18 protein-coding genes and 1 riboswitch are annotated in these 18,070 nt (G+C 71.0%); of the genes, 9 read left to right on the top strand and 9 right to left on the bottom strand.

The window, feature by feature from the left end; all coding sequences use genetic code 11:
• Window positions 1-41 precede the first annotated feature (41 nt).
• The 3 genes from ACH492_RS18535 to ACH492_RS18525 form a co-directional block, all read right to left on the bottom strand.
• Window positions 42-440: a DUF3040 domain-containing protein gene (locus tag ACH492_RS18535; protein ID WP_398987795.1), complete on the bottom strand. Its 399-nt coding sequence runs from the start codon at window positions 438-440 to the stop codon at window positions 42-44.
• Between the two features lie 250 nt (window positions 441-690).
• Window positions 691-1,449 carry a methyltransferase gene (locus ACH492_RS18530; protein ID WP_398987793.1) on the bottom strand — a complete coding sequence of 253 codons (759 nt, stop codon included), beginning with the start codon at window positions 1,447-1,449 and terminating at the stop codon, window positions 691-693.
• 117 nt (window positions 1,450-1,566) lie between these two features.
• Window positions 1,567-2,106 (bottom strand): SAV_6107 family HEPN domain-containing protein, encoded by a 540-nt coding sequence (locus ACH492_RS18525; RefSeq protein ID WP_398987791.1) that lies wholly within the window; start codon window positions 2,104-2,106, stop codon window positions 1,567-1,569.
• Window positions 2,107-2,262: 156 nt separating this feature from the next.
• Between ACH492_RS18525 and ACH492_RS18520 the strand changes: the two genes are divergently transcribed.
• From ACH492_RS18520 to ACH492_RS18505, 4 genes are all read left to right on the top strand, one after another.
• Window positions 2,263-3,135 (top strand): ATP-binding cassette domain-containing protein, encoded by an 873-nt coding sequence (locus ACH492_RS18520; protein ID WP_398987789.1) that lies wholly within the window; start codon window positions 2,263-2,265, stop codon window positions 3,133-3,135.
• Complete coding sequence (locus tag ACH492_RS18515; RefSeq protein WP_398987787.1) at window positions 3,107-5,194, top strand: YhgE/Pip family protein; 2,088 nt, start codon at window positions 3,107-3,109, stop codon at window positions 5,192-5,194. The genes ACH492_RS18520 and ACH492_RS18515 overlap by 29 nt, the downstream gene beginning before the upstream one ends.
• A gap of 37 nt (window positions 5,195-5,231) precedes the next feature.
• Entirely contained in the window at window positions 5,232-5,840 is a 609-nt protein-coding gene (locus ACH492_RS18510; RefSeq protein WP_398987785.1) for a TetR/AcrR family transcriptional regulator, read from the top strand.
• Between the two features lie 512 nt (window positions 5,841-6,352).
• A complete protein-coding gene (locus tag ACH492_RS18505; RefSeq protein WP_398987783.1) occupies window positions 6,353-7,840 on the top strand; it encodes a phytoene desaturase family protein in 1,488 nt (495 codons plus the stop codon).
• Window positions 7,841-7,889: 49 nt separating this feature from the next.
• Here ACH492_RS18505 and ACH492_RS18500 read toward each other — a convergent pair whose 3' ends face one another.
• The 6 genes from ACH492_RS18500 to ACH492_RS18475 all read right to left on the bottom strand — a co-directional run bounded on the left by ACH492_RS18500 (window position 7,890) and on the right by ACH492_RS18475 (window position 12,620).
• On the bottom strand, window positions 7,890-8,786 hold the full coding sequence (locus ACH492_RS18500; RefSeq protein ID WP_398987781.1) for a hypothetical protein: 897 nt from the start codon (window positions 8,784-8,786) through the stop codon (window positions 7,890-7,892).
• Window positions 8,787-8,837: 51 nt separating this feature from the next.
• Complete coding sequence (gene metF, locus ACH492_RS18495; RefSeq protein ID WP_307664018.1) at window positions 8,838-9,755, bottom strand: methylenetetrahydrofolate reductase [NAD(P)H]; 918 nt, start codon at window positions 9,753-9,755, stop codon at window positions 8,838-8,840.
• Window positions 9,756-9,845: 90 nt separating this feature from the next.
• Entirely contained in the window at window positions 9,846-10,496 is a 651-nt protein-coding gene (gene thiE / locus ACH492_RS18490; RefSeq protein ID WP_398987779.1) for a thiamine phosphate synthase, read from the bottom strand.
• An 88-nt stretch (window positions 10,497-10,584) separates the two neighbouring features.
• On the bottom strand, window positions 10,585-10,950 hold the full coding sequence (locus tag ACH492_RS18485; RefSeq protein ID WP_307664016.1) for an Rv2175c family DNA-binding protein: 366 nt from the start codon (window positions 10,948-10,950) through the stop codon (window positions 10,585-10,587).
• A 61-nt stretch (window positions 10,951-11,011) separates the two neighbouring features.
• Window positions 11,012-12,193 carry an NAD(P)/FAD-dependent oxidoreductase gene (locus ACH492_RS18480; RefSeq protein WP_398988368.1) on the bottom strand — a complete coding sequence of 394 codons (1,182 nt, stop codon included), beginning with the start codon at window positions 12,191-12,193 and terminating at the stop codon, window positions 11,012-11,014.
• A gap of 85 nt (window positions 12,194-12,278) precedes the next feature.
• Window positions 12,279-12,620 carry a hypothetical protein gene (locus ACH492_RS18475; RefSeq protein WP_307664015.1) on the bottom strand — a complete coding sequence of 114 codons (342 nt, stop codon included), beginning with the start codon at window positions 12,618-12,620 and terminating at the stop codon, window positions 12,279-12,281.
• A gap of 51 nt (window positions 12,621-12,671) precedes the next feature.
• Window positions 12,672-12,783: riboswitch (TPP riboswitch) on the top strand.
• Here ACH492_RS18475 and thiO point away from each other — a divergent pair.
• The 5 genes from thiO to ACH492_RS18450 all read left to right on the top strand — a co-directional run bounded on the left by thiO (window position 12,781) and on the right by ACH492_RS18450 (window position 18,061).
• Window positions 12,781-13,938: a glycine oxidase ThiO gene (thiO, locus tag ACH492_RS18470; RefSeq protein ID WP_398987776.1), complete on the top strand. Its 1,158-nt coding sequence runs from the start codon at window positions 12,781-12,783 to the stop codon at window positions 13,936-13,938. It overlaps the preceding riboswitch by 3 nt.
• The gene (gene thiS, locus ACH492_RS18465) at window positions 13,935-14,144 is read left to right on the top strand and encodes a sulfur carrier protein ThiS (protein ID WP_398987775.1); all 210 of its coding nucleotides are present in this window, start codon (window positions 13,935-13,937) and stop codon (window positions 14,142-14,144) included. Before thiO ends, thiS begins: the two co-directional genes overlap by 4 nt.
• A gap of 5 nt (window positions 14,145-14,149) precedes the next feature.
• Window positions 14,150-14,944, top strand: a complete 795-nt coding sequence (locus tag ACH492_RS18460; protein ID WP_398987772.1) for a thiazole synthase — start codon at window positions 14,150-14,152, stop codon at window positions 14,942-14,944.
• A 325-nt stretch (window positions 14,945-15,269) separates the two neighbouring features.
• Window positions 15,270-17,207, top strand: a complete 1,938-nt coding sequence (pknB, locus tag ACH492_RS18455) for a Stk1 family PASTA domain-containing Ser/Thr kinase (protein WP_398987770.1) — start codon at window positions 15,270-15,272, stop codon at window positions 17,205-17,207.
• Between the two features lie 5 nt (window positions 17,208-17,212).
• Window positions 17,213-18,061: a deoxyribonuclease IV gene (locus tag ACH492_RS18450; protein WP_398987769.1), complete on the top strand. Its 849-nt coding sequence runs from the start codon at window positions 17,213-17,215 to the stop codon at window positions 18,059-18,061.
• Window positions 18,062-18,070 lie beyond the last annotated feature (9 nt).

The raw sequence follows: 18,070 nt of genomic DNA, 5'->3' as shown, positions 1-18,070 counted from the left end.
GCGTCGCCCCTCACCGTTTCAGCACGTTTTGAAAATGCGGTTCAGTGGCCCTGTTCATCGCGGCGGCGCTGCCACCGCTGCTCGATCCGGGCCATCATCGACCTGCGCCGACGGGGATGGCGGCCGGCGGGAGCTGCCGTGTCCCCCAGGGTCTGCTGCTCACCCGGTTTGGGCGCCTTGCGCCATCCGGTGACCGCGAGCACCGCACAGCCCAGCATGACGAGGAATCCCACCACGCTGATCCAGATCTGCTGCGCGACCATTCCAGCCATGAGGAGCGCGATACCCACCAGGAAGCCGACGACTGCCTGGTAGACCCGTCGCCGGGTGTATGTACGCAGCCCGCTTCCCTCAAGCGCTGTCGCGAACTTGGGATCTTCGGCGTACAGCGCTCGCTCCATTTGCTCGAGCATTCGCTGCTCGTGCTCCGAGAGCGGCACGGAGTCCTCCTAGTCGTCGGCCGCGGGGGGCGACCGGTAAGCGGCCCTTTCAGGATAGGCAGGGAATCGCCCCCGTGAAACCCGCCCTCTACGCCAATTCGCCAGTCCGGGCCGCCATGGCGGCTTAGGTGCTGAGGCGTAGATTCCCCAACCTCCGATCCGTCATGCCGGATGGTGTCCTCCGATCATACGGGGCTCAGCCCACGATCGGGGGGTCTGTGGCGTACTCCATGTGCGGCTGCGCCGCTGATCAGCCCCGCTTCTCGCCCAGAACGTGCAGCTGGGTCGCGACGGAGTGGAAGGCGGGCAGCTCGGCCGCCGCCGCCTCCAGCTTGAGCAGCGCGTCGAGGGCGCCGGGCTCGGTGTCCACCAGGACGCCCGGGACCAGGTCGGCGAAGACCCTTACGCCGTGCACGGCACCCACCTCGACACCGGCCTCGGCGACGAGCTCGGTGAGCTGCTCGGCGGTGAAGCGGCGCGGCACCGGGTCGCCTTCGCCCCAGCGGCCCGCGGGGTCGGTGAGCGCCTGGCGGGCCTCGGCGAAGTGCCCGGCCAGCGCCCTGGCCAGGACTGCCCCGCCGAGCCCGGCGGCGAGCAGGCTGATGGCACCGGCCGGCCGGAGCGCGTCCACCGCGTTGCGTACGCCCTCGGCGGGGTCGTCCACGTACTCCAGGACGCCGTGGCACAACACCACGTCGTACCCGTCGCGCTCGACGACGTCGAACAGGCCGTGGATGTCGCCCTGGACCCCGTGGACCCGGTCGGCCACACCGGCCTCGGCGGCCCGGCGCTCCAGCGCGAAGAGTGCGTTCGGGCTGGGGTCGACCACGGTGACGCGGTGCCCGAGCTGGGCGACGGGCACCGCGAAGTAGCCGCTGCCGCCGCCGGTGTCGAGGACGTCCAGGGTGTCCGTCCCGGTTGCCTTGACCCGGCGGTCGAGGGCGTCCTTGAGGACGTCCCAGACCACGGCGGTACGGAGGGAGGCGCGGGGGCGCATCAGGTCCGACACGGCAGTTGACTCCTCGGACGGTGCGAATACGTTGAATACCTTGAAGACGCAGTCCACCCTATTGCCTCCGCCGGGCGCCCCAGCCCTCCGTCTCACTGCCGGCGGCTGCCCTGCGCCTCACCCCGCGGTGTCCCCCGTCTCCGGTTGCTCGGTCCTCGGCTGCGGCAGCACCGGCTGGAGCACCAGCAGCCGCTCGACCATGCGCAGGAACATCGCCGCGTCGCGCAGCAGATCGTCGGCGTCGCGGCGGCTCGCCGCGCCCTGTATGCCCGCCTCCGCGCGCGCCCTGCGCCGGGCGCCCGATGCGAACAGGGCGCTCCATTCGGTGAGTTCGGGCGCGATCTCCGGCAGGACTTCCCAGGCGCTTCGGATCCGCTGCCTGCGGCGTGCGCTGATCTCCGGTCGGCCGCGGGCGGCCAGCACCGCGGCCGCTGTGCGCAGGGCGGCCAGATGGGCGGTGGCGTACTGCTCGTTCGGCGTTTCGAGAGTGGCGGCCTCGTCCAGTCCCGTACGGGCCTGGGCGAGCAGGTCGAGGGCGGCGGGCGGTGCCGAGGCCCGCCGCAGGACGGGGTGCATGTCGTTCGCCGGTCCGGTCAGTGAGGGGGCAGGGCCGGTGGCGCGGCGCCGGTGTGCGGCTGCTGCGTAGGAGCTGGCCATGACGAACCTCCTGTCGTCGTGTGACGGCACTGTGGCCGTATGTGTCCATCGTGGAGGGCACCACTGACAATCGGCTCTGACCTGCGCCTTTGCTTCGATCACAGGTTCGGAGGTACTTTTGCACTGACTGGTCAGTACAAAAATGGGGGAGGGTGCGTGGACAGCCCGCACGGGGCGGATGTAACCGCCGAGAACTTGGGGCTCAAGGGCCCCCGCGGCTGGGCGTTCCGCTCGGTGAGCATCAAGGCGGAGCCCGGCTCACTCATCGCGATCGAGGGCCCGTCCGGTTCCGGCCGCACCTGCCTGCTGCTCGCGCTCACCGGCCGGATGCGCCCCACCGAGGGCAGTGCCGAGGTCGGCGGTCTGCCGCTACCGCGCAAGATGGCGGCCGTACGCAGGATCAGCGCGCTCGGACCGGTACCTGGGGTCAGCGAGCTCGACCCCGCGCTGACCGTGGCCGAGCATCTGCGCGAACGGGCCCTGCTGCAGCGCCGTTTCGACGGCTCGCTGCGTGCCCTGCTGCGCCCGCGCGCCGAGAGGATCGCCGCGGCCCGGAGCCGTATCGACACGGCACTCGAGGCGGCCGGACTCGACGTGGCCGCACTCCCCAAGCAGGAACGCACCTCTGTGCGCGATCTGGAGCGGCTGGAGGCGATGCGCCTGTACGTCGCCCTCGCGCTGATCGGCCGCCCCGGCCTGCTCGCAGTCGACGACACCGACCTCAAGCTCTCCGACGTGGACCGGGCCGAGGCCTGGCAGCTGCTGCGCTCCGTCGCCGAGGCCGGCACGACGGTGCTCGCCGTGTGCAGCCAGGCGCCCGAGGGCACGACCGCCATCCGCACGACCGCGGTCGAAAGCACCAGCACAGCCGAAGAGACCGGCACAGCCGAAAGCACCGAGACGACCGGGAACACCGGCACGGCCGAGAACACCGAGACGGCCGAAGACACCACCGAAGACGCCACAGAAAGCACCACAGAAGACGAGGAGGGGACGGCCGATGCGATCGCCGAAACTCGCCGCGCTTGAGCTGAAGCGGTTCGGCAGGGGGAAGCTGCCGCGCGCCGCACTCGTCGCGGTCCTGCTGCTGCCGCTGCTCTACGGCGCGCTGTACCTGTGGTCCTTCTGGGACCCGTACGGACAGCTCAACAAGATCCCCGTCGCCCTCGTCAACGACGACAGGGGAGCCACCGCCGCCGGCAAGAAGATCGCCGCCGGCGACGAGATCACCAAGGGCCTGCGCGAGAGCAAGGTCTTCGAATGGCACGAGGTGAGCGCCGCCGATGCCCGCAAGGGCGTCGAGGACGGCGCGTACTACCTCTCGCTGACCATGCCGAAGGACTTCAGCGAGCGCATCGCGTCCAGCTCGGGCAACTCCCCCGAGACCGGCGCCCTCCAGGTCCGTACGAACGACGCCAACAACTACATCGTCGGTCAGATCTCGCGGACGGTCTTCTCGGAGGTGCGCACGGCCGCATCGACCAACACCTCCCGCACGTTCCTGGACCGGATCTTCATCTCCTTCTCCGACATCCATGACGCGACCGAGAAGGCGGCGAAGGGCGCCGACAAGCTCAAGGACGGGGTCGGCAAGGCGAAGCAGGGCTCCAAGGACCTCGCGGACGGCCTGAAGGACGCCAAGGACGGCAGCGGAAGGCTGGCCGGCGGCCTGACCAAGCTGAACAAGGGTGCGGGCGAGCTCGAGACCGGCTCGCAGAAAGTCGCCGACGGCACCCAGGCGCTCGCCGACAAGGTCAACAAGATCGCCGCCGACGTCCGTCCGTACCTCAAGGACAACGGCACGACGATCGGTGACACGGCCCGCTTGGTCGCCGATTCGTCCCAGGCGGTACGCCGCAACCTCGGCATCCTCGTGAAGACGGCGCCCGGCCGCGCGGCCCTCGCCCACAAGTCGGCCGACAAGCTGAGCAGCATCTACAAGGCGCGCTGCGAGGACGCCGTGCTGCCCGACCCGGCCCTCTGCTCCGACCTCAAGACCGCCAAGGACACGGCGGCCGATGTCGCCAAGGTCGCCGACGACGTCAATGCCCTGATCAAGGACAACAACGGCAATCTGAAGACGCTGGACGGCCATCTCGCCACGCTGCAGCGGCAGGCGACGGACCTCGCCAAGCGGTCACCGCGCCTGGACGAGGACCTGGAGTACGCCGTCGCAAAGATCAACGAGCTCAACTCGGGTGCCAAGAAGGTCGCTCAGGGCGCGGACAAACTGCACACCGGCCTGGGCGGCGCCAAGACCGGCTCGACCGATCTCGACAGCGGCGTCGGCAAGCTCAAGAAGGGCGCCAACAGCCTGGACGGCGGCCTCTTCAAACTCGCCGACGGTTCGACCGAGCTGGCCGGCGGACTCAACGACGGCGTGGACAAGATCCCCGACTACGACAAGAAGGACCGCGACCGCCGCACCGAGGTGATGGCCGACCCCGTCAAGCTGGCCAGCCAGTCGCTGCACAAGGCGCCCAACTACGGCACCGGTTTCGCCCCGTACTTCATCCCGCTCTCCCTCTGGGTGGGCGCGATGGTCGCGTACATGATCATCCAGCCACTGAACCGGCGGGCCCTCGCCGCCGGCGCCTCCGCCTGGCGGATCGCCGTGGCCGGCTGGCTGCCCGTCGCCGCGATCGGCCTGGCCCAGGTCGCCGCGCTGATGTCCGTACTGCACTGGGGCCTCGGCATGAAGATGGCGTACGCGGCCGGGACGGTGGCCTTCCTCGCCCTCGTCACCTGCTGCTTCGCCGCGATCATCCAGTGGCTGAACGCACGCTTCGGGGCCGCGGGCCGGATCCTCGTGCTCGCCCTCCTGATGCTTCAGCTGACCTCGGCCGGCGGAACCTACCCCGTCCAGACCAGCCCAGGGTTCTTCAACGCCATCCACCCCTTCCTCCCGATGAGTTACGTCGTCGAGGCGCTGCGCAGGCTCATCACGGGCGGCGGACTCGGCCCGGTCTGGCAGGCGTGCGCGGTGCTGATCGCCTTCACCGCGGGCGCGATCGCGCTCACCGCCGTGTCCGCGCGGCGCAAGCAGGTGTGGACGCTCGACCGTCTGCACCCCGAGCTGAGTCTGTGAGGCGGGCCGACCTGTGAGAATCGACACCATGGACGCCATGGACAGCACCAGCACCAGACGCCGGGCGACCCGGGCAAGGCTCTACGAGGCCGCGGTCACGCTCATAGCCGAGCAGGGCTTCTCCGCCACCACGGTGGACGAGATCGCCGAACGCGCCGGGGTCGCCAAGGGCACGGTCTACTACAACTTCAAGAGCAAGACCGAGCTCTTCGAGGAGCTGCTGCGGTACGGCGTCGGCCTGCTCACCGCCTCGCTGCAGTCCGCCGCCGACGAGGCTGCGGAGCACGGCCGCACCAAGGTCGAGGCGCTGGACGCGATGATCAAGGCCGGTCTGGGCTTCATAGACCGCTATCCGGCCTTCACCCAGCTGTACGTCGCCGAACTGTGGCGCACCAACAGGGCCTGGCAGTCGACGCTTCTCGTCGTACGGCAGCAGGCGGTCGCCGTCGTCGAGACGGTGCTGCGGGAGGCCGTCGAGAACGGCGAGCTGAGCGAGGAGATCGACATTCCGCTGACGGCGGCGGCGCTGGTCGGGATGGTGCTGGTGGCGGCGCTGGACTGGCAGGCCTTCCAGCCGGAGCGGTCGCTCGACGATGTGCACGCGGCCCTGTCGCGGCTGCTGCACGGCCGCGTCAGCGGCCGCTGAAGGGGCGGTACGAGCAGGCCCGCGCCTGCGGCCACGTGAGGGGCCGTACGACACAGAAGTGCCGGTCCGGCGAGGCTCGATCCCCCCGAGCCCCGCCGGACCGGCGTGTTACCCCCGTGTCCCCCCGTTCCCCCGTGTCCCCCGTCTCCCCCGTTCCCCCGTGGTGCCGGAGGACCCTGGTCATCGGGCCCTCCGTCGTGCGCCCCCGTTCCGTCGGGGGTGCCGCGCCGTTCCGCCGCCCCGTGCCGGCGGTACCGGCGCCGCGCCCCTTCCGTGGTCTCCACTCTTCCTTCTACGCAGGTGAGACCCCATCCGCGCGCGTACTCATCTCACCCACTAGGTACGGATACTCAGCCGTCCGTATTCACCCCCACCCGCCCGGCAGGCCGACTGGTCACGATCGCGTCCGCGTCCGTACTCCCTCTCGGACCGATGCGCTGGTCGTCGCCGGGGCAGCGCCGCGAGGCGGCCGGGGATCCGAGGGTCCGAGGTGTGCCGATAAAGTCGCGGACATGGCACGGATTGCGGTGATCGGCGCCGGGATGGGCGCCATGGCGGCTGCCGCCCGGCTGGCCGTGGCAGGCCACCGGGTGACGGTGTACGAGCGCTCGGCGAGCTACGGCGGCGCGGTGGGCCGGTTCGAGCGCGACGGCTTCGTCTTCGACACCGGCCCCGGTCTGCTGCATCTGCCCGCCGTCTGGCGGGACTTGTTCGTCAAGACCGGCAAGGAGCCGCTGGAGCAGTGCGTCGGGCTGGTCCAGGTGGACCCGTCAAGCCGTCATGTGTTCGCCGACGGCACCGAGGTGTCCCTGCCGAACGCCTCGCGGGCCGGCATCGTCACCGCGCTCGAAGCCGCGCTGGGCGCGGGAGCGGGCGAGCGGTGGGGCGCGTTCCTCGGGCGGGCCAGGGACGCCTGGGACCGTTCCCGGCGACCACTGCTCGAAGAGCCGCTGTGGACGGACTGGCAGGTGCTGAAGCGCGATCCGTATCCAGCTCCGCGCCAGCGCAGGCTGCTGCGCGCCCGGCAGGCCTCCACGGTCTCCGAGGTCGCCGCGTGGGAGCTTGCGGAACCGCGGCTTGCGGCGCTGTTCGAGGGGTACGCCCTGGCGTACGGCCTGGATCCCCGGTACGCCCCGGCGAGCGCCGCCCTGCTGCCGTACATGGAGCAGACCTTCGGCAGTTGGTACGTCGAGGGCGGGATGCGCGAGCTGGCAAGCGCGGTCTACGAGCGATGTCTGGCCCGCAGGGTGGAGTTCGTCTTCGGGTCCGAGGTGACCCGGATCGTCGAGAAGGACGGGCGGGCGGCGGGGGTCGAGCTCGCCGGGGGCACCGTCGCCGAGGCCGACCATGTGGTGGCGGGCGCCGAGGCTCCGGATCTCGTCGGACACGAGCTGTGGCGGGACGGCGACGTACGGCCTCAACAGGGCGCCGATGGCGGGCAGTTGCCCGGCGGGTTCACCGTGCTGCTCGCCCTGCGCGGGGCGCGGCCCGCATCGGCCGTCCACCGGAGCGTGCTGCACTCTCCCGACGCCGGGGCGGAGGCGGCCGCGGTCTTCGGCGGGCAGACGGCCGAGCGGCCCACCGTCACCGTGCTGCGGCCCGACGACCCCCGCACCCGCCCCGACGACGAGCACGAGGCGGTCACCCTCTCCGCGACGGTCATGGGGCACGGCAGCCCGGTCGACTGGACCCATGCGTCGCTGCGCGAGAGGTACGCCGAGGTGCTGATCGACGCCGCGTCCGCGGCCGTACCGGAGATACGCGAGCGCCTGCTGTGGCACGAGACCCTGACGCCCGCCGAGACGGGACCGCTGCCCGCGCCCGCGCTCGCCGGGGAGGGCGGCCGCTATCTGCATCCCGCGAACAGCACACGGCTGCCCGGCCTGTATCTGGTGGGCGGCCGCGCGCACCCGGGCGGCGGTCTTGCGCACGCGGGAATGTCGGGGGCGCTGGTGGCCGGGCTGATCGTGGAGGGCGCGGACTTCCGCGGCTCCCAGTAACCCGCTCCCGGTAACCGGCTGTCAGTGACCAGCCGCCGGTATCCGGCTGTCAGTAGCGGTACTGCTGCTCGTTGTACCCGGTGTCGTAGCCGTAGGGGGAGGGCTGCTCCTGCGGCATCGGCGGCACCTCCTGCTCGCCGTCGCGCTGCTGCGGCACCCACACCCCGCCGGGCGGCGTCTCGTTGTACTGGTTCTGGGCGTACGGGTCGGCGTACTGCTGCTGGCCGCCGTAACTGTCGTACGTCTCGTACGTGTTGTACTGCTGGCCGCCCACATACGGGTCGGAGTACGCGGCGTACTGCTGCTGCTGCCCTGTGCCGTAGTCGTACTGCCCGGCGTAGCTGTCCTGGCCCGCCGGCTGCTGCTGCCCGTAGCCGGAGTAGCTGTCGTACGCGCCGCCGTACCGGGCGTAGTTCTGACTCTGGTCCTGCTGCTGGGCCGCGTAGGCGGCTTCGCTGTACACGCCGTACTGCCCGGTGTCGTCCGGGAGCGGCTGCGGCTCGTAGACCGCTTCCGGCTGCGGCGCCGACGCGGCGGGCTGGTACGGACCGGGCTCGTACGGACCGGACTCGTACGGGTCGGGCTCGTACGGCGCGGCAGGCTCGTAGGAGAGGTCGGTGACCTCCAGCGAGGGCTCGTGCGAAGCCGCCCCCGACTTGGCACCCGACTTGCGGCGGGGGCTCACGCCCGGGCTTCCGCCGAGCGCCCAGCCCGTGGAGAAGCCGCGGCGGAAGGAGAGCGTGACATACGTCTGGCCGACGGCGAAGGCGATCGCGCCGACCGCGATCACCACGACGGAGGGCAGCAGGACGCCGAAGACCACGCCGAGGAATCCGACGAAGGCGAGAAGTCTCCAGCGCAGCCGCGCCTTGTACTGCAGCAGCACCTCACCGAGCAGCCACAGCGCGACGACACCGAACGCGATATAGAGGACCGTCCAGCCCATGCCCGCCCCTCTCCTACGGCCGTCGCCCCGGGTCGGGGCCGGTACGACCGATCACGACTGCTCGTGCAGTCCGAGATTCTCGTAGATTTCAAGCGTCGCCGTGGAGTTGTTGAGCGTAATGAAGTGCAGTCCGGGGACTCCCTCGGAGAGCAGTCCTGCGCAGAACTCCGTCGCGAACTCGATGCCAATGGAGCGTACAGCGGCCGGATCGTCCTTGGCGGTGAGGATCCTCTCTTTCAGATCCGGCGGGAACGCGGCATTGCTGAGCTGCGCAAACCGCTCAAGCTGCTTGACGCTGGTGACCGGCATGATCTCGGGGATGATCGGGGTCTCGCAGCCCGTGGCCGCGACCCGGTCGCGCAGCCGCAGATAGTCCTCGGGCCTGAAGAACATCTGCGTGATCGCGTAGTCGGCGCCGGCCCGGCACTTGTCGACGAAGTGCCGGATGTCGGTGTCCCAGTCCTCCGAGCGCGGATGCATCTCGGGGAAGGCCGCTACGCCGACGCAGAAGTCACCGGACTCCTTGATCAGCCGGACCAGCTCGGCGGCGTACCGCACGCCCTCGGGGTGCTTGACCCACTCTCCCATCGGGTCGCCGGGCGGGTCGCCCCGGACGGCGAGGATATTGCGGATCCCGGCGTCGGCGTACTGGCCGATCATGTTGCGCAGTTCGGCGATGGAGTGGTCCACCGCGGTGAGGTGCGCGACAGGCGTCAAAGTGGTGTCGGCGGCGATCTGCTGGGTGGCCTTGACCGTGCCGGCGCGCGTCGAGCCGCCGGCTCCATAGGTCACGGAGACGAAGTTGGGGGCGACCGCCTCGACCCTGCGGAGCGCATTCCAGAGATTCCGCTCGCCCTTCTCGGTCTTGGGCGCCCAGAACTCGAAGGAGTAGGAAGTTTTGCCGGTTGCAAGAAGCTCGCGCACGGTCCGTGCGCGATCCGTCCTGGTCGAAGCTGTACCGAGGGCCATACCCGCAGGTTATCCAGGGCGCGCCGGTCACCCAACCGAACAGAGGAAATATGTCCGAATTTGCCGGGTTACTGTCCACCCTTCGGACAGTTATCCAATACGCTCCCGCACCCGCTTGGCGAGGGAGGCCGTCGCCGCTGCCGGGTCGTCGGCCTCGGTGATCGCCCGCACGACGACGATCCTGCGCGCGCCCGCGTCCAGCACCTCGTCGAGGTTGCCCGCGTCGATCCCGCCGATCGCGAACCACGGCCGGCCGGTCTCAAGCCCCGCGGCATACCGCACGAGGCCGAGTCCGGGGGCGTACCGCCCGGGCTTGGTCGGGGTGGGCCAGCAGGGGCCGGTGCAGAAGTAGTCCACGCCCTCCTCGGCGACGGCCGCGTCGACCTCGGACTCGGCGTGCGTGGAGCGGCCTATCAGCACCTCGTCTCCGAGGATCGCGCGCGCGGCCGGGACCGGCAGATCGCCCTGCCCCAGGTGCAGCACGTCGGAGCCGATGGCATGGCCCACATCCGCGCGGTCGTTCACGGCGAGCAGCTTGCCGTGCCTGCGGCAGGCGTCGGCGAAGACCTGAAGGTGCTCCAGCTCCTCGGCGGCCTCCATGCCCTTGTCGCGCAGCTGCACGATGTCGATCCCCGAGGAGAGCACGGCGTCGAGGAACCCGGCGAGGTCGCCCTGCTGCTTGCGGGCGTCCGTGCACAGATAGAGCCGGGCGTCGGACAGCAGCGCACGAGCCGTGGACATGGGTGTTCCCCCCGGGTGGGTCGGCGGTGTGCGGGCAGGAGCCACTGGCCCCCCTGCCCGCACACCGCGTGGTGTTGTCTTCAGGACATCAGACGGCGAGCGCCTGGGCCCGGCGCTTCACCTCCGTGCCGCGATTCTCGCTGAGCGCCTGCGCGGGCGTGCCCGGCAGGGTCGGGTCGGGGGTGAAGAGCCACTCAAGCATCTCTTCGTCGGTGAAGCCGTCGTCCTTCAGGAGCGTCAGGGTCCCGGCGAGACCCTTGACCACCTTGTTGCCGTCGATGAAGGCGGCAGGCACCTGAAGCGCGCGGTTCTCACCACGGCGCACGGCGATCAGCTGGCCCTCCTTGACCAGCTGCCGTACGCGTGTCACCTCGACATCGAGCATTTCCGCGATGTCGGGAAGGTGGAGCCAGGCGGGGACGAGAGCATCGATCTTTGCGTCAATCTCGGTCACAGGACAAGCGTGCCATCCCAGACTGACAGTCGGTAGCCGGACCCCGGACAGCAGCCCGCATTCAGCCCTGGACAGCCGCCGCCTTCAGAGGGACGGAGGGGTCGGCGGCGAGATCCGGATCCAGCCGCGCGCCGGCCAGGATGAGCTTGCGCCCCTGCGCCAGATCGCGGGCCCTGCCGACGGCGAGGAGCGCGACCAGCGCGCCCTCACGCAGCCACAGCACCGACCACGTGGCGTCCGCCGGATTGCCCCGCCACACCCTCGTGTCGGCGGCCGGGTGATGGCCCGCGTACTGCACAAAGCGCCCGAACTGCTCGGACCAGAAGTACGGCACCGGGTCGTAGACCTCCAGCGGCTGCCCCAGTGCGCCCGCGACGACATTGGCGGCGACCGTGCGCGGCCCGTGCAGGGCGTTGTCCCAGTGGTGCACGAGCAGCCGCTCGCCGTAGCGGCCGGACGGGAAGGAGGCGCAGTCCCCGACGGCGTACACATCGGGCAGCGAGGTGCGCAGATGCTCGTCGGCGGTGATTGCTCCGTCCGGGCCCAGCGCGATGCCCGAGTCGGCGAGCCAGCCGGTGGCGGGGCGTGCGCCGATGCCGACGACCACCGCCCCGGCCGGGAGCTGCCGGCCGTCCGCGAGGATCACCGTGCCGGGCTCGACGTCGGCCACGCGCGCGTGGGTGAGAAGTTCGACGCCGTACTCCGCGTACCAGTCGGCCATCGGGGCGGCGACCTCGGCGGGCAGGGCGTACGCGAGGGGGCGGTCGGCGGCCTCGACGACGGTGACCGAGCAGCCCGTCTCGCGGGCGGCTGTCGCGAACTCCGCGCCGATCCAGCCCGCGCCGACGACCACGATGTCGTGCTGCCGCACGAGGACGGGGCGCAGCCGGGCGGCGTCGTCGAGGGTGCGCAGCAGATGGACGCCCGGGACGCCTTCGGCGCCGGGCAGCGTGATCGGCTCCGCGCCGCTGGCGATGACGAGGACGTCGTACGGGACGGGCCCTGCCTCGGTGTCCAGCTCGTGCGCCTGCGGGCGTACGCCGGTCACCTCGCAGCCCAGCCGCAGTCCGATGTCCAGCGCCTCGAAGTCGAGCTCGAAGGCCGACCCCTCCGCCTTGCCGAGCAGGATCGCCTTGGAGAGCGGGGGCCTGTCGTACGGCTGGTGGGGCTCGGCGCCGATCACTGTGACCGGGCCCGGGAACCCCTGTTCGCGCAGGGCCACGGCGGTCTGCACGCCGGCCATCCCCGCGCCGACGACGACCACGCGCCGCACGCCCTGTGCTGTCTGCTGCTCGCTCACCCGACAACCTTACGCATCTGACAGCCCGTCAGGTAACCGGCTGCTCGACAACGCTCGTCCCGCTGCCCTCCTGAGACTCCCACTCCCACGTCTCCTCCAGGCGCACTCGCCCGTCCTCGAGCTCGACCACCGTCGAGACGCAGTGCCCGGAGGCCGTCCGGCCGTCCGTCTTCAGCTGGACGTACCGGAAGTCCAGCCGGTCGCCCTCCCGCGTCCCCACGAGGTGGCCGCGGACCACGTCGCCGCCCTCGTACTCGGCCCAGATCCGGCCGTCCCGCTCGTGGTACGTGAACCGGGTGCGGGTCCCCACCTGGCCCGGAGCCTGGTCGGCGACCGGCGAGAGTACGAGTCCGTCGAGCGACCGTGCCACAGCTGCTGCTCCCTTACTGCGAGTTGAGGGCTGGGGTTAGGGTGGCCACCGTAAGGCACTCGCGGGAGCCCGGCGCACCGGGCTGAGAGGGAGGCTGGACGGCCTCCGACCGTACGAACCTGATCCGGGTCATGCCGGCGAAGGGAGGGGCTGGACGCCCATGTCTCGTACATCAGATGTCCTCGTCGTCGGGGGCGGAATCATCGGCCTGGTCACGGCCTGGCGTGCGGCGCAGCGCGGACTGCGCGTCGCCGTCGTCGATCCGGAGCCGGGCGGCGGGGCGGCACAGGTCGCGGCGGGCATGCTCGCCGCCGTCACCGAGCTGCACTACGGCGAGCAGACGCTGCTCGGCCTCAACGTGGAGTCCGCCCGGCGCTATCCGGCGTTCGTCGCCGAGCTCGAGGAGGCGAGCGGGCAGCATGTCGGCTACCGCGCATGCGGCACGCTGGCCGTCGCGCTCGACGCCGACGACCGCGCGCACCTGCGTGAACTGCACGCCCTGCAGCGCCGGTCCGGCCTGGAGTCGGAGTGGCTGGCCGGGCGTGAATGCCGCCGTCTGGAGCCGATGCTCGCGCCGGGCGTACGCGGGGGCCTGCGAGTCGACGGCGATCACCAGGTCGATCCGCGGCGGCTGGCCGCGGCGCTGGTGACGGCCTGCGAGCGGGCAGGGGTGGTCTTCCACCGCGGCTGGGCGGAGCGTCTTTCGGTGGTTCGAGACCGGGCGGCCGGAGCAGTGCTGAGGGACGCCGGCGAGCTCACCGCGGACCAGGTCGTCCTCGCGGGCGGCTCACTGAGCGGCAGTCTCGACGGTGTGCCGGCGGATGTGCTGCCTCCGGTACGGCCGGTGAAGGGCCAGGTTCTGCGGCTCACCGTGCCGCCTGCGTACGCACCCTTCCTCTCCCGGACCGTACGGGCCGTGGTACGCGGCAGCCACGTCTATCTGGTGCCGCGCGCGAACGGCGAGCTGGTCGTCGGCGCGACCAGCGAGGAACTGGGCTGGGACACCACGGTCACCGCCGGCGGGGTGTACGAGCTGCTGCGCGACGCGCACGAGCTGGTGCCCGGCATCACGGAGCTGCCGCTCACCGAGACCCGCGCGGGTCTGCGCCCCGGCTCCCCGGACAACGCCCCGCTGCTGGGCCCGACCGCCCTGCCCGGCCTGCACGTGGCCACCGGCCATCACCGCAACGGCGTGCTCCTCACGCCCGTGACCGGCGATGTGATGGCCGCCGTGCTGGTCACCGGCGAGCTGCCGGACGAGGCCCTCCCCTTCACTCCTCGCCGCTTCTCCCCCGTGCCCCAGGAGCAGCCCGCATGAATGTCCTGAACGTCTCCGTCAACGGCGAGTCCCGTGAGCTCGCCACCGGCACCACCCTGGACACCCTGGTGGCGGCCCTCACCGCCGCCCCTTCCGGGGTCGCGGCCGCGGTCAACGAAGCGGTCGTCCCACGCAGCCAGTGGTCCGGCACCCTCCTCGACGACGGCGACCGCGTCGAAGTCCTCACCGCAGTACAGGGAGGCTGACCGGCATGGCCGACGACCGTCTCACCATCGGCGGCACCACGTTCAACTCCCGCCTGATCATGGGTACGGGCGGGTCACCCAGCCTCGACGTACTCGAACGCTCCCTCGTCGCGAGCGGCACCGAACTCACCACCGTCGCGATGCGCCGCCTCGACCCGACCGTCCAGGGCTCCGTGCTGTCCGTCCTGGAGAAGCTGAACATCCGCGTCCTGCCCAATACGGCGGGCTGCTTCACGGCGGGCGAAGCCGTGCTGACCGCCCGGCTCGCACGCGAGGCCCTCGGCACCGACTGGATCAAGCTCGAGGTCGTCGCGGACGAGCGCACCCTGCTGCCCGATCCGATCGAGCTGCTGGATGCGGCCGAGACGCTGGTCGACGACGGCTTCACGGTCCTGCCGTACACCAATGACGACCCGGTGGTCGCCCGGAGGCTGGAGGACGCGGGCTGCGCGGCGATCATGCCGCTGGGTTCGCCGATCGGCTCCGGTCTCGGCATCCGTAATCCGCACAACTTCCAGCTGATCGTCGAGCACGCGCGCGTGCCGGTCGTGCTGGACGCGGGCGCGGGCACGGCCTCCGACGCGGCCCTGGCGATGGAGCTGGGCTGCGCGGCGGTGATGCTGGCGTCGGCGGTCACTCGCGCGCAGGAGCCGGTGCTGATGGCGGAGGCGATGCGGCATGCGGTGGAGGCGGGGCGGCTGGCGCGTCGGGCGGGGCGCATTCCGCGTCGGCACTTCGCCGAGGCGTCGTCCCCTCACGAGGGCCGCGCGGTCCTCGACCCGGAGCGGCCCGCGTTCTGACCGGAGCGCGGAGCCAGTCCCCTACCCGCTGCATCGATTTACGGCTCCGCCGCCTGGGGGCTCCGCCCCAGACCCCGGACGCCCTTCGGGCGCTGTCCTCAATCGCCGGACGGGCTTGATTTCCGCCGGTCGACCCGAGGATTCAGGCCGACCAGCAGAAAATTCAAGCCCCGTGGGAGTCCCCCCGGACGAAGTCTGGGGGAGATTGAGGCGCGGGGGTCCCGGGGGCGGAGCCCCCGGCGTAGGCCCGCGCAGCGTTACAGCTCGGCTCCAGTCCCGCCCCGAGTCGTCAGCCGTGTCACCGGTGGCTCGTAGAATCACCAGCGTGGATACGACCCTCAAGGACCCCCTCGTCGGGCAGGTGCTCGACGGCCGCTACCGCGTCGACGCGCGCATCGCCGTCGGCGGTATGGCCACGGTCTACCGGGCCGTCGACACCCGACTCGACCGGGTGCTCGCGCTCAAGGTGATGCACCCGGCCCTCGCCACCGACGCCTCCTTCGTGGAGCGCTTCATCCGCGAGGCCAAATCCGTGGCGCGTCTCGCCCACCCCAATGTGGTGGCGGTCTTCGACCAGGGCGCCGAGGGCGCGTACGTCTATCTGGCCATGGAGTACGTCGCGGGCTGCACCCTGCGCGACGTGCTGCGCGAGCGCGGGGCGCTCCAGCCGCGGGCCGCGCTCGACATTCTGGAGCCCGTGCTGGCGGCGCTCGGCGCGGCGCACCGGGCCGGGTTCGTCCACCGGGACATGAAGCCGGAGAACGTGCTGATAGGGGACGACGGCCGGGTCAAGGTCGCCGACTTCGGTCTCGTACGAGCCGTGGGCTCGGTCACCAACACCACCGGCACGGTGCTGGGCACGGTCTCCTACCTCGCCCCCGAGCAGATCGAGTACGGCACGGCCGACACCCGCGCCGATGTGTACGCCTGCGGGGTCGTCCTCTACGAGATGCTGACCGGCGGCAAGCCGCACGCCGGAGACACCCCCGCCCAGGTGCTCTTCCAGCATCTGAACGAGGACATTCCGGCGCCGTCCGCGCTGGTCCCCGGGCTCGCCGTCGAGCTCGACGAGCTGGTCGCGAGCGCCACCGCCCGCAATCCCGAGGTCCGTCCGTACGACGCGGTGGCGCTGCTGGCGCAGGTCCGCGAGGCCCGTGCTCCGCTCGGCGACGAGCAGCTGGACCTGGTGCCGCCGCAGGCGCACACCCAGGACACGGCGGAGGGCGGGAGCGAGCGGGCGCACGAGGAGGACGCCACGGACGTGATCCCGCGGGTGCTCGCCCGCGAGGAGCCGGTGGTCAACCACACCACCCGGCTTGCGATGCCGCCTTCCGAGCCGCCGCACCAGCCCCAGCAGTCCCGGCGCCGGTCCGTGCCAAGGCGCGGCGTCGTCGCGACGCTGGTCGCGGTGTTCCTGGTGCTCGGCGTGGGTGCGGGCGTCTGGTACATCAACTCCGGGCAGTTCACCCGCGTCCCGGCCCTCATCGGCAAGACCGAGAAGGATGCCAGGCAGCAGCTGAAGAGCGCCGGGCTCGATGTGAAGAAGGTCCGGTACGACTTCAGCGAGACGGTCAAACGCGGCACGGTCATCAACAGCGACCCCGCGACGAATGAGCGCATCCGCGGCAACGGCTCGGTGATCATCGTCATCTCGCGCGGCCCGGAGATCGTCCGGGTCCCGGACGTCAAGGGCCAGCCGCTCACCAAGGCGGAACGCGAGCTGAAGAAGCTCGGTCTGGCGCCGGGAGTGGTCACCAAGGCGTTCAGCGACGAGATCGACCAGGGCTCGGTGATCAGCACGGATCCGGAGGCCGGGACCGGACGCAGCCCCGATTCCGCGGTCGCCCTCGTCGTCAGCAAGGGCTCCCCGATCGACGTACCGGGCGTGACCGGCGAGACCCTGGCGGACGCCACCAGCGCGCTCAAGGACGCCGGGTTCAAGGTCAAGGTCGCCCCCGAGCGGATCAACTCCCCCGAGGAAGCGGGCTCCGTCGCCAAGCAGTCCGCGGCCGAGGGCGCCAAGCTGGCCCGCGGCGACACGATCACGCTGACGGTCTCCAAGGGACCGCGGATGATCGAGGTCCCCGATGTCGTCGGGGACAAGGTCGACGACGCCACCAGCGAGTTGGAGTCCGCGGGCTTCGAGGTCAAGGTCGAGAAGAACTTCCCCTTCCTCGGCGACACCGTCGAGAGCCAGTCCGTCGCGGGCGGCGGTCAAGCCCCCGAGGGCAGCACGATCACGATCAAGACCAAGGGGCTGTAGTTCAGATGCGCAACCCCGTCGGCGGCCATGTCCCCGTGGCCGGCGGCCTCGCCAGGACCGGTCTCGCCTACGCCCGTGAGCTGGAGGCGGAGACCGTCCAGGTCTTCGTGGCCAATCCGCGTGGCTGGGCGACGCCTGCCGGGAGCCCGGTGCAGGACGAGCAGTTCCGCGCCGAGTGCGCGGCCGACGGGATATCGGCGTACGTCCACGCCCCGTATCTGATCAACTTCGGCTCGCACACCGAGGCCACCGCCGAGAAGTCCGTGGAGTCCCTGCGGCACTCACTGCGCCGCGGCCGGGAGATCGGCGCGCTGGGCGTGGTCGTGCACACCGGCTCGGCGACCGGCGGCCGGACCCGCGAGGTGGCGCTGGCGCAGGTGCGGGAGCGGATGCTGCCGCTGCTGGACGAGCTGACGCACGACGACGACCCGTTCCTGCTGCTGGAGTCGACGGCGGGCCAGGGCTTCTCGCTCTGCTCACGGACCTGGGACTTCGGTCCGTACTTCGAGGCGCTCGACGCCCACCCCAAGCTGGGCGTCTGCCTGGACACCTGCCACGTCTTCGCGGCGGGACACGATCTGACCGGGCCGCACGGGATGGCGCAGACTCTGGATCTGCTGGTGGAGACGGTCGGTGAAGGGCGGCTGAAGCTGATCCACGCCAACGACTCCAAAGATGTGGCCGGCGCTCACAAGGACCGACACGCGAACATTGGCGCGGGCCATATCGGCGAGGAGCCGTTCCGGACGCTGATGCAGCATCCGGCGACCGAGGGCGTACCGCTGATCATCGAGACGCCCGGCGGCAAGGAAGGGCACGCAGCGGATGTGGCGCGGCTGAAGAAGCTCCGCTGAACAACCCGG

The organism is Streptomyces sp. NPDC019443 (assembly GCF_044389785.1).
Lineage (GTDB): Bacteria > Actinomycetota > Actinomycetes > Streptomycetales > Streptomycetaceae > Streptomyces.
Note: the sequence above shows the minus strand (reverse complement) of the source record. Positions and strands in the feature narration are given on the sequence as shown.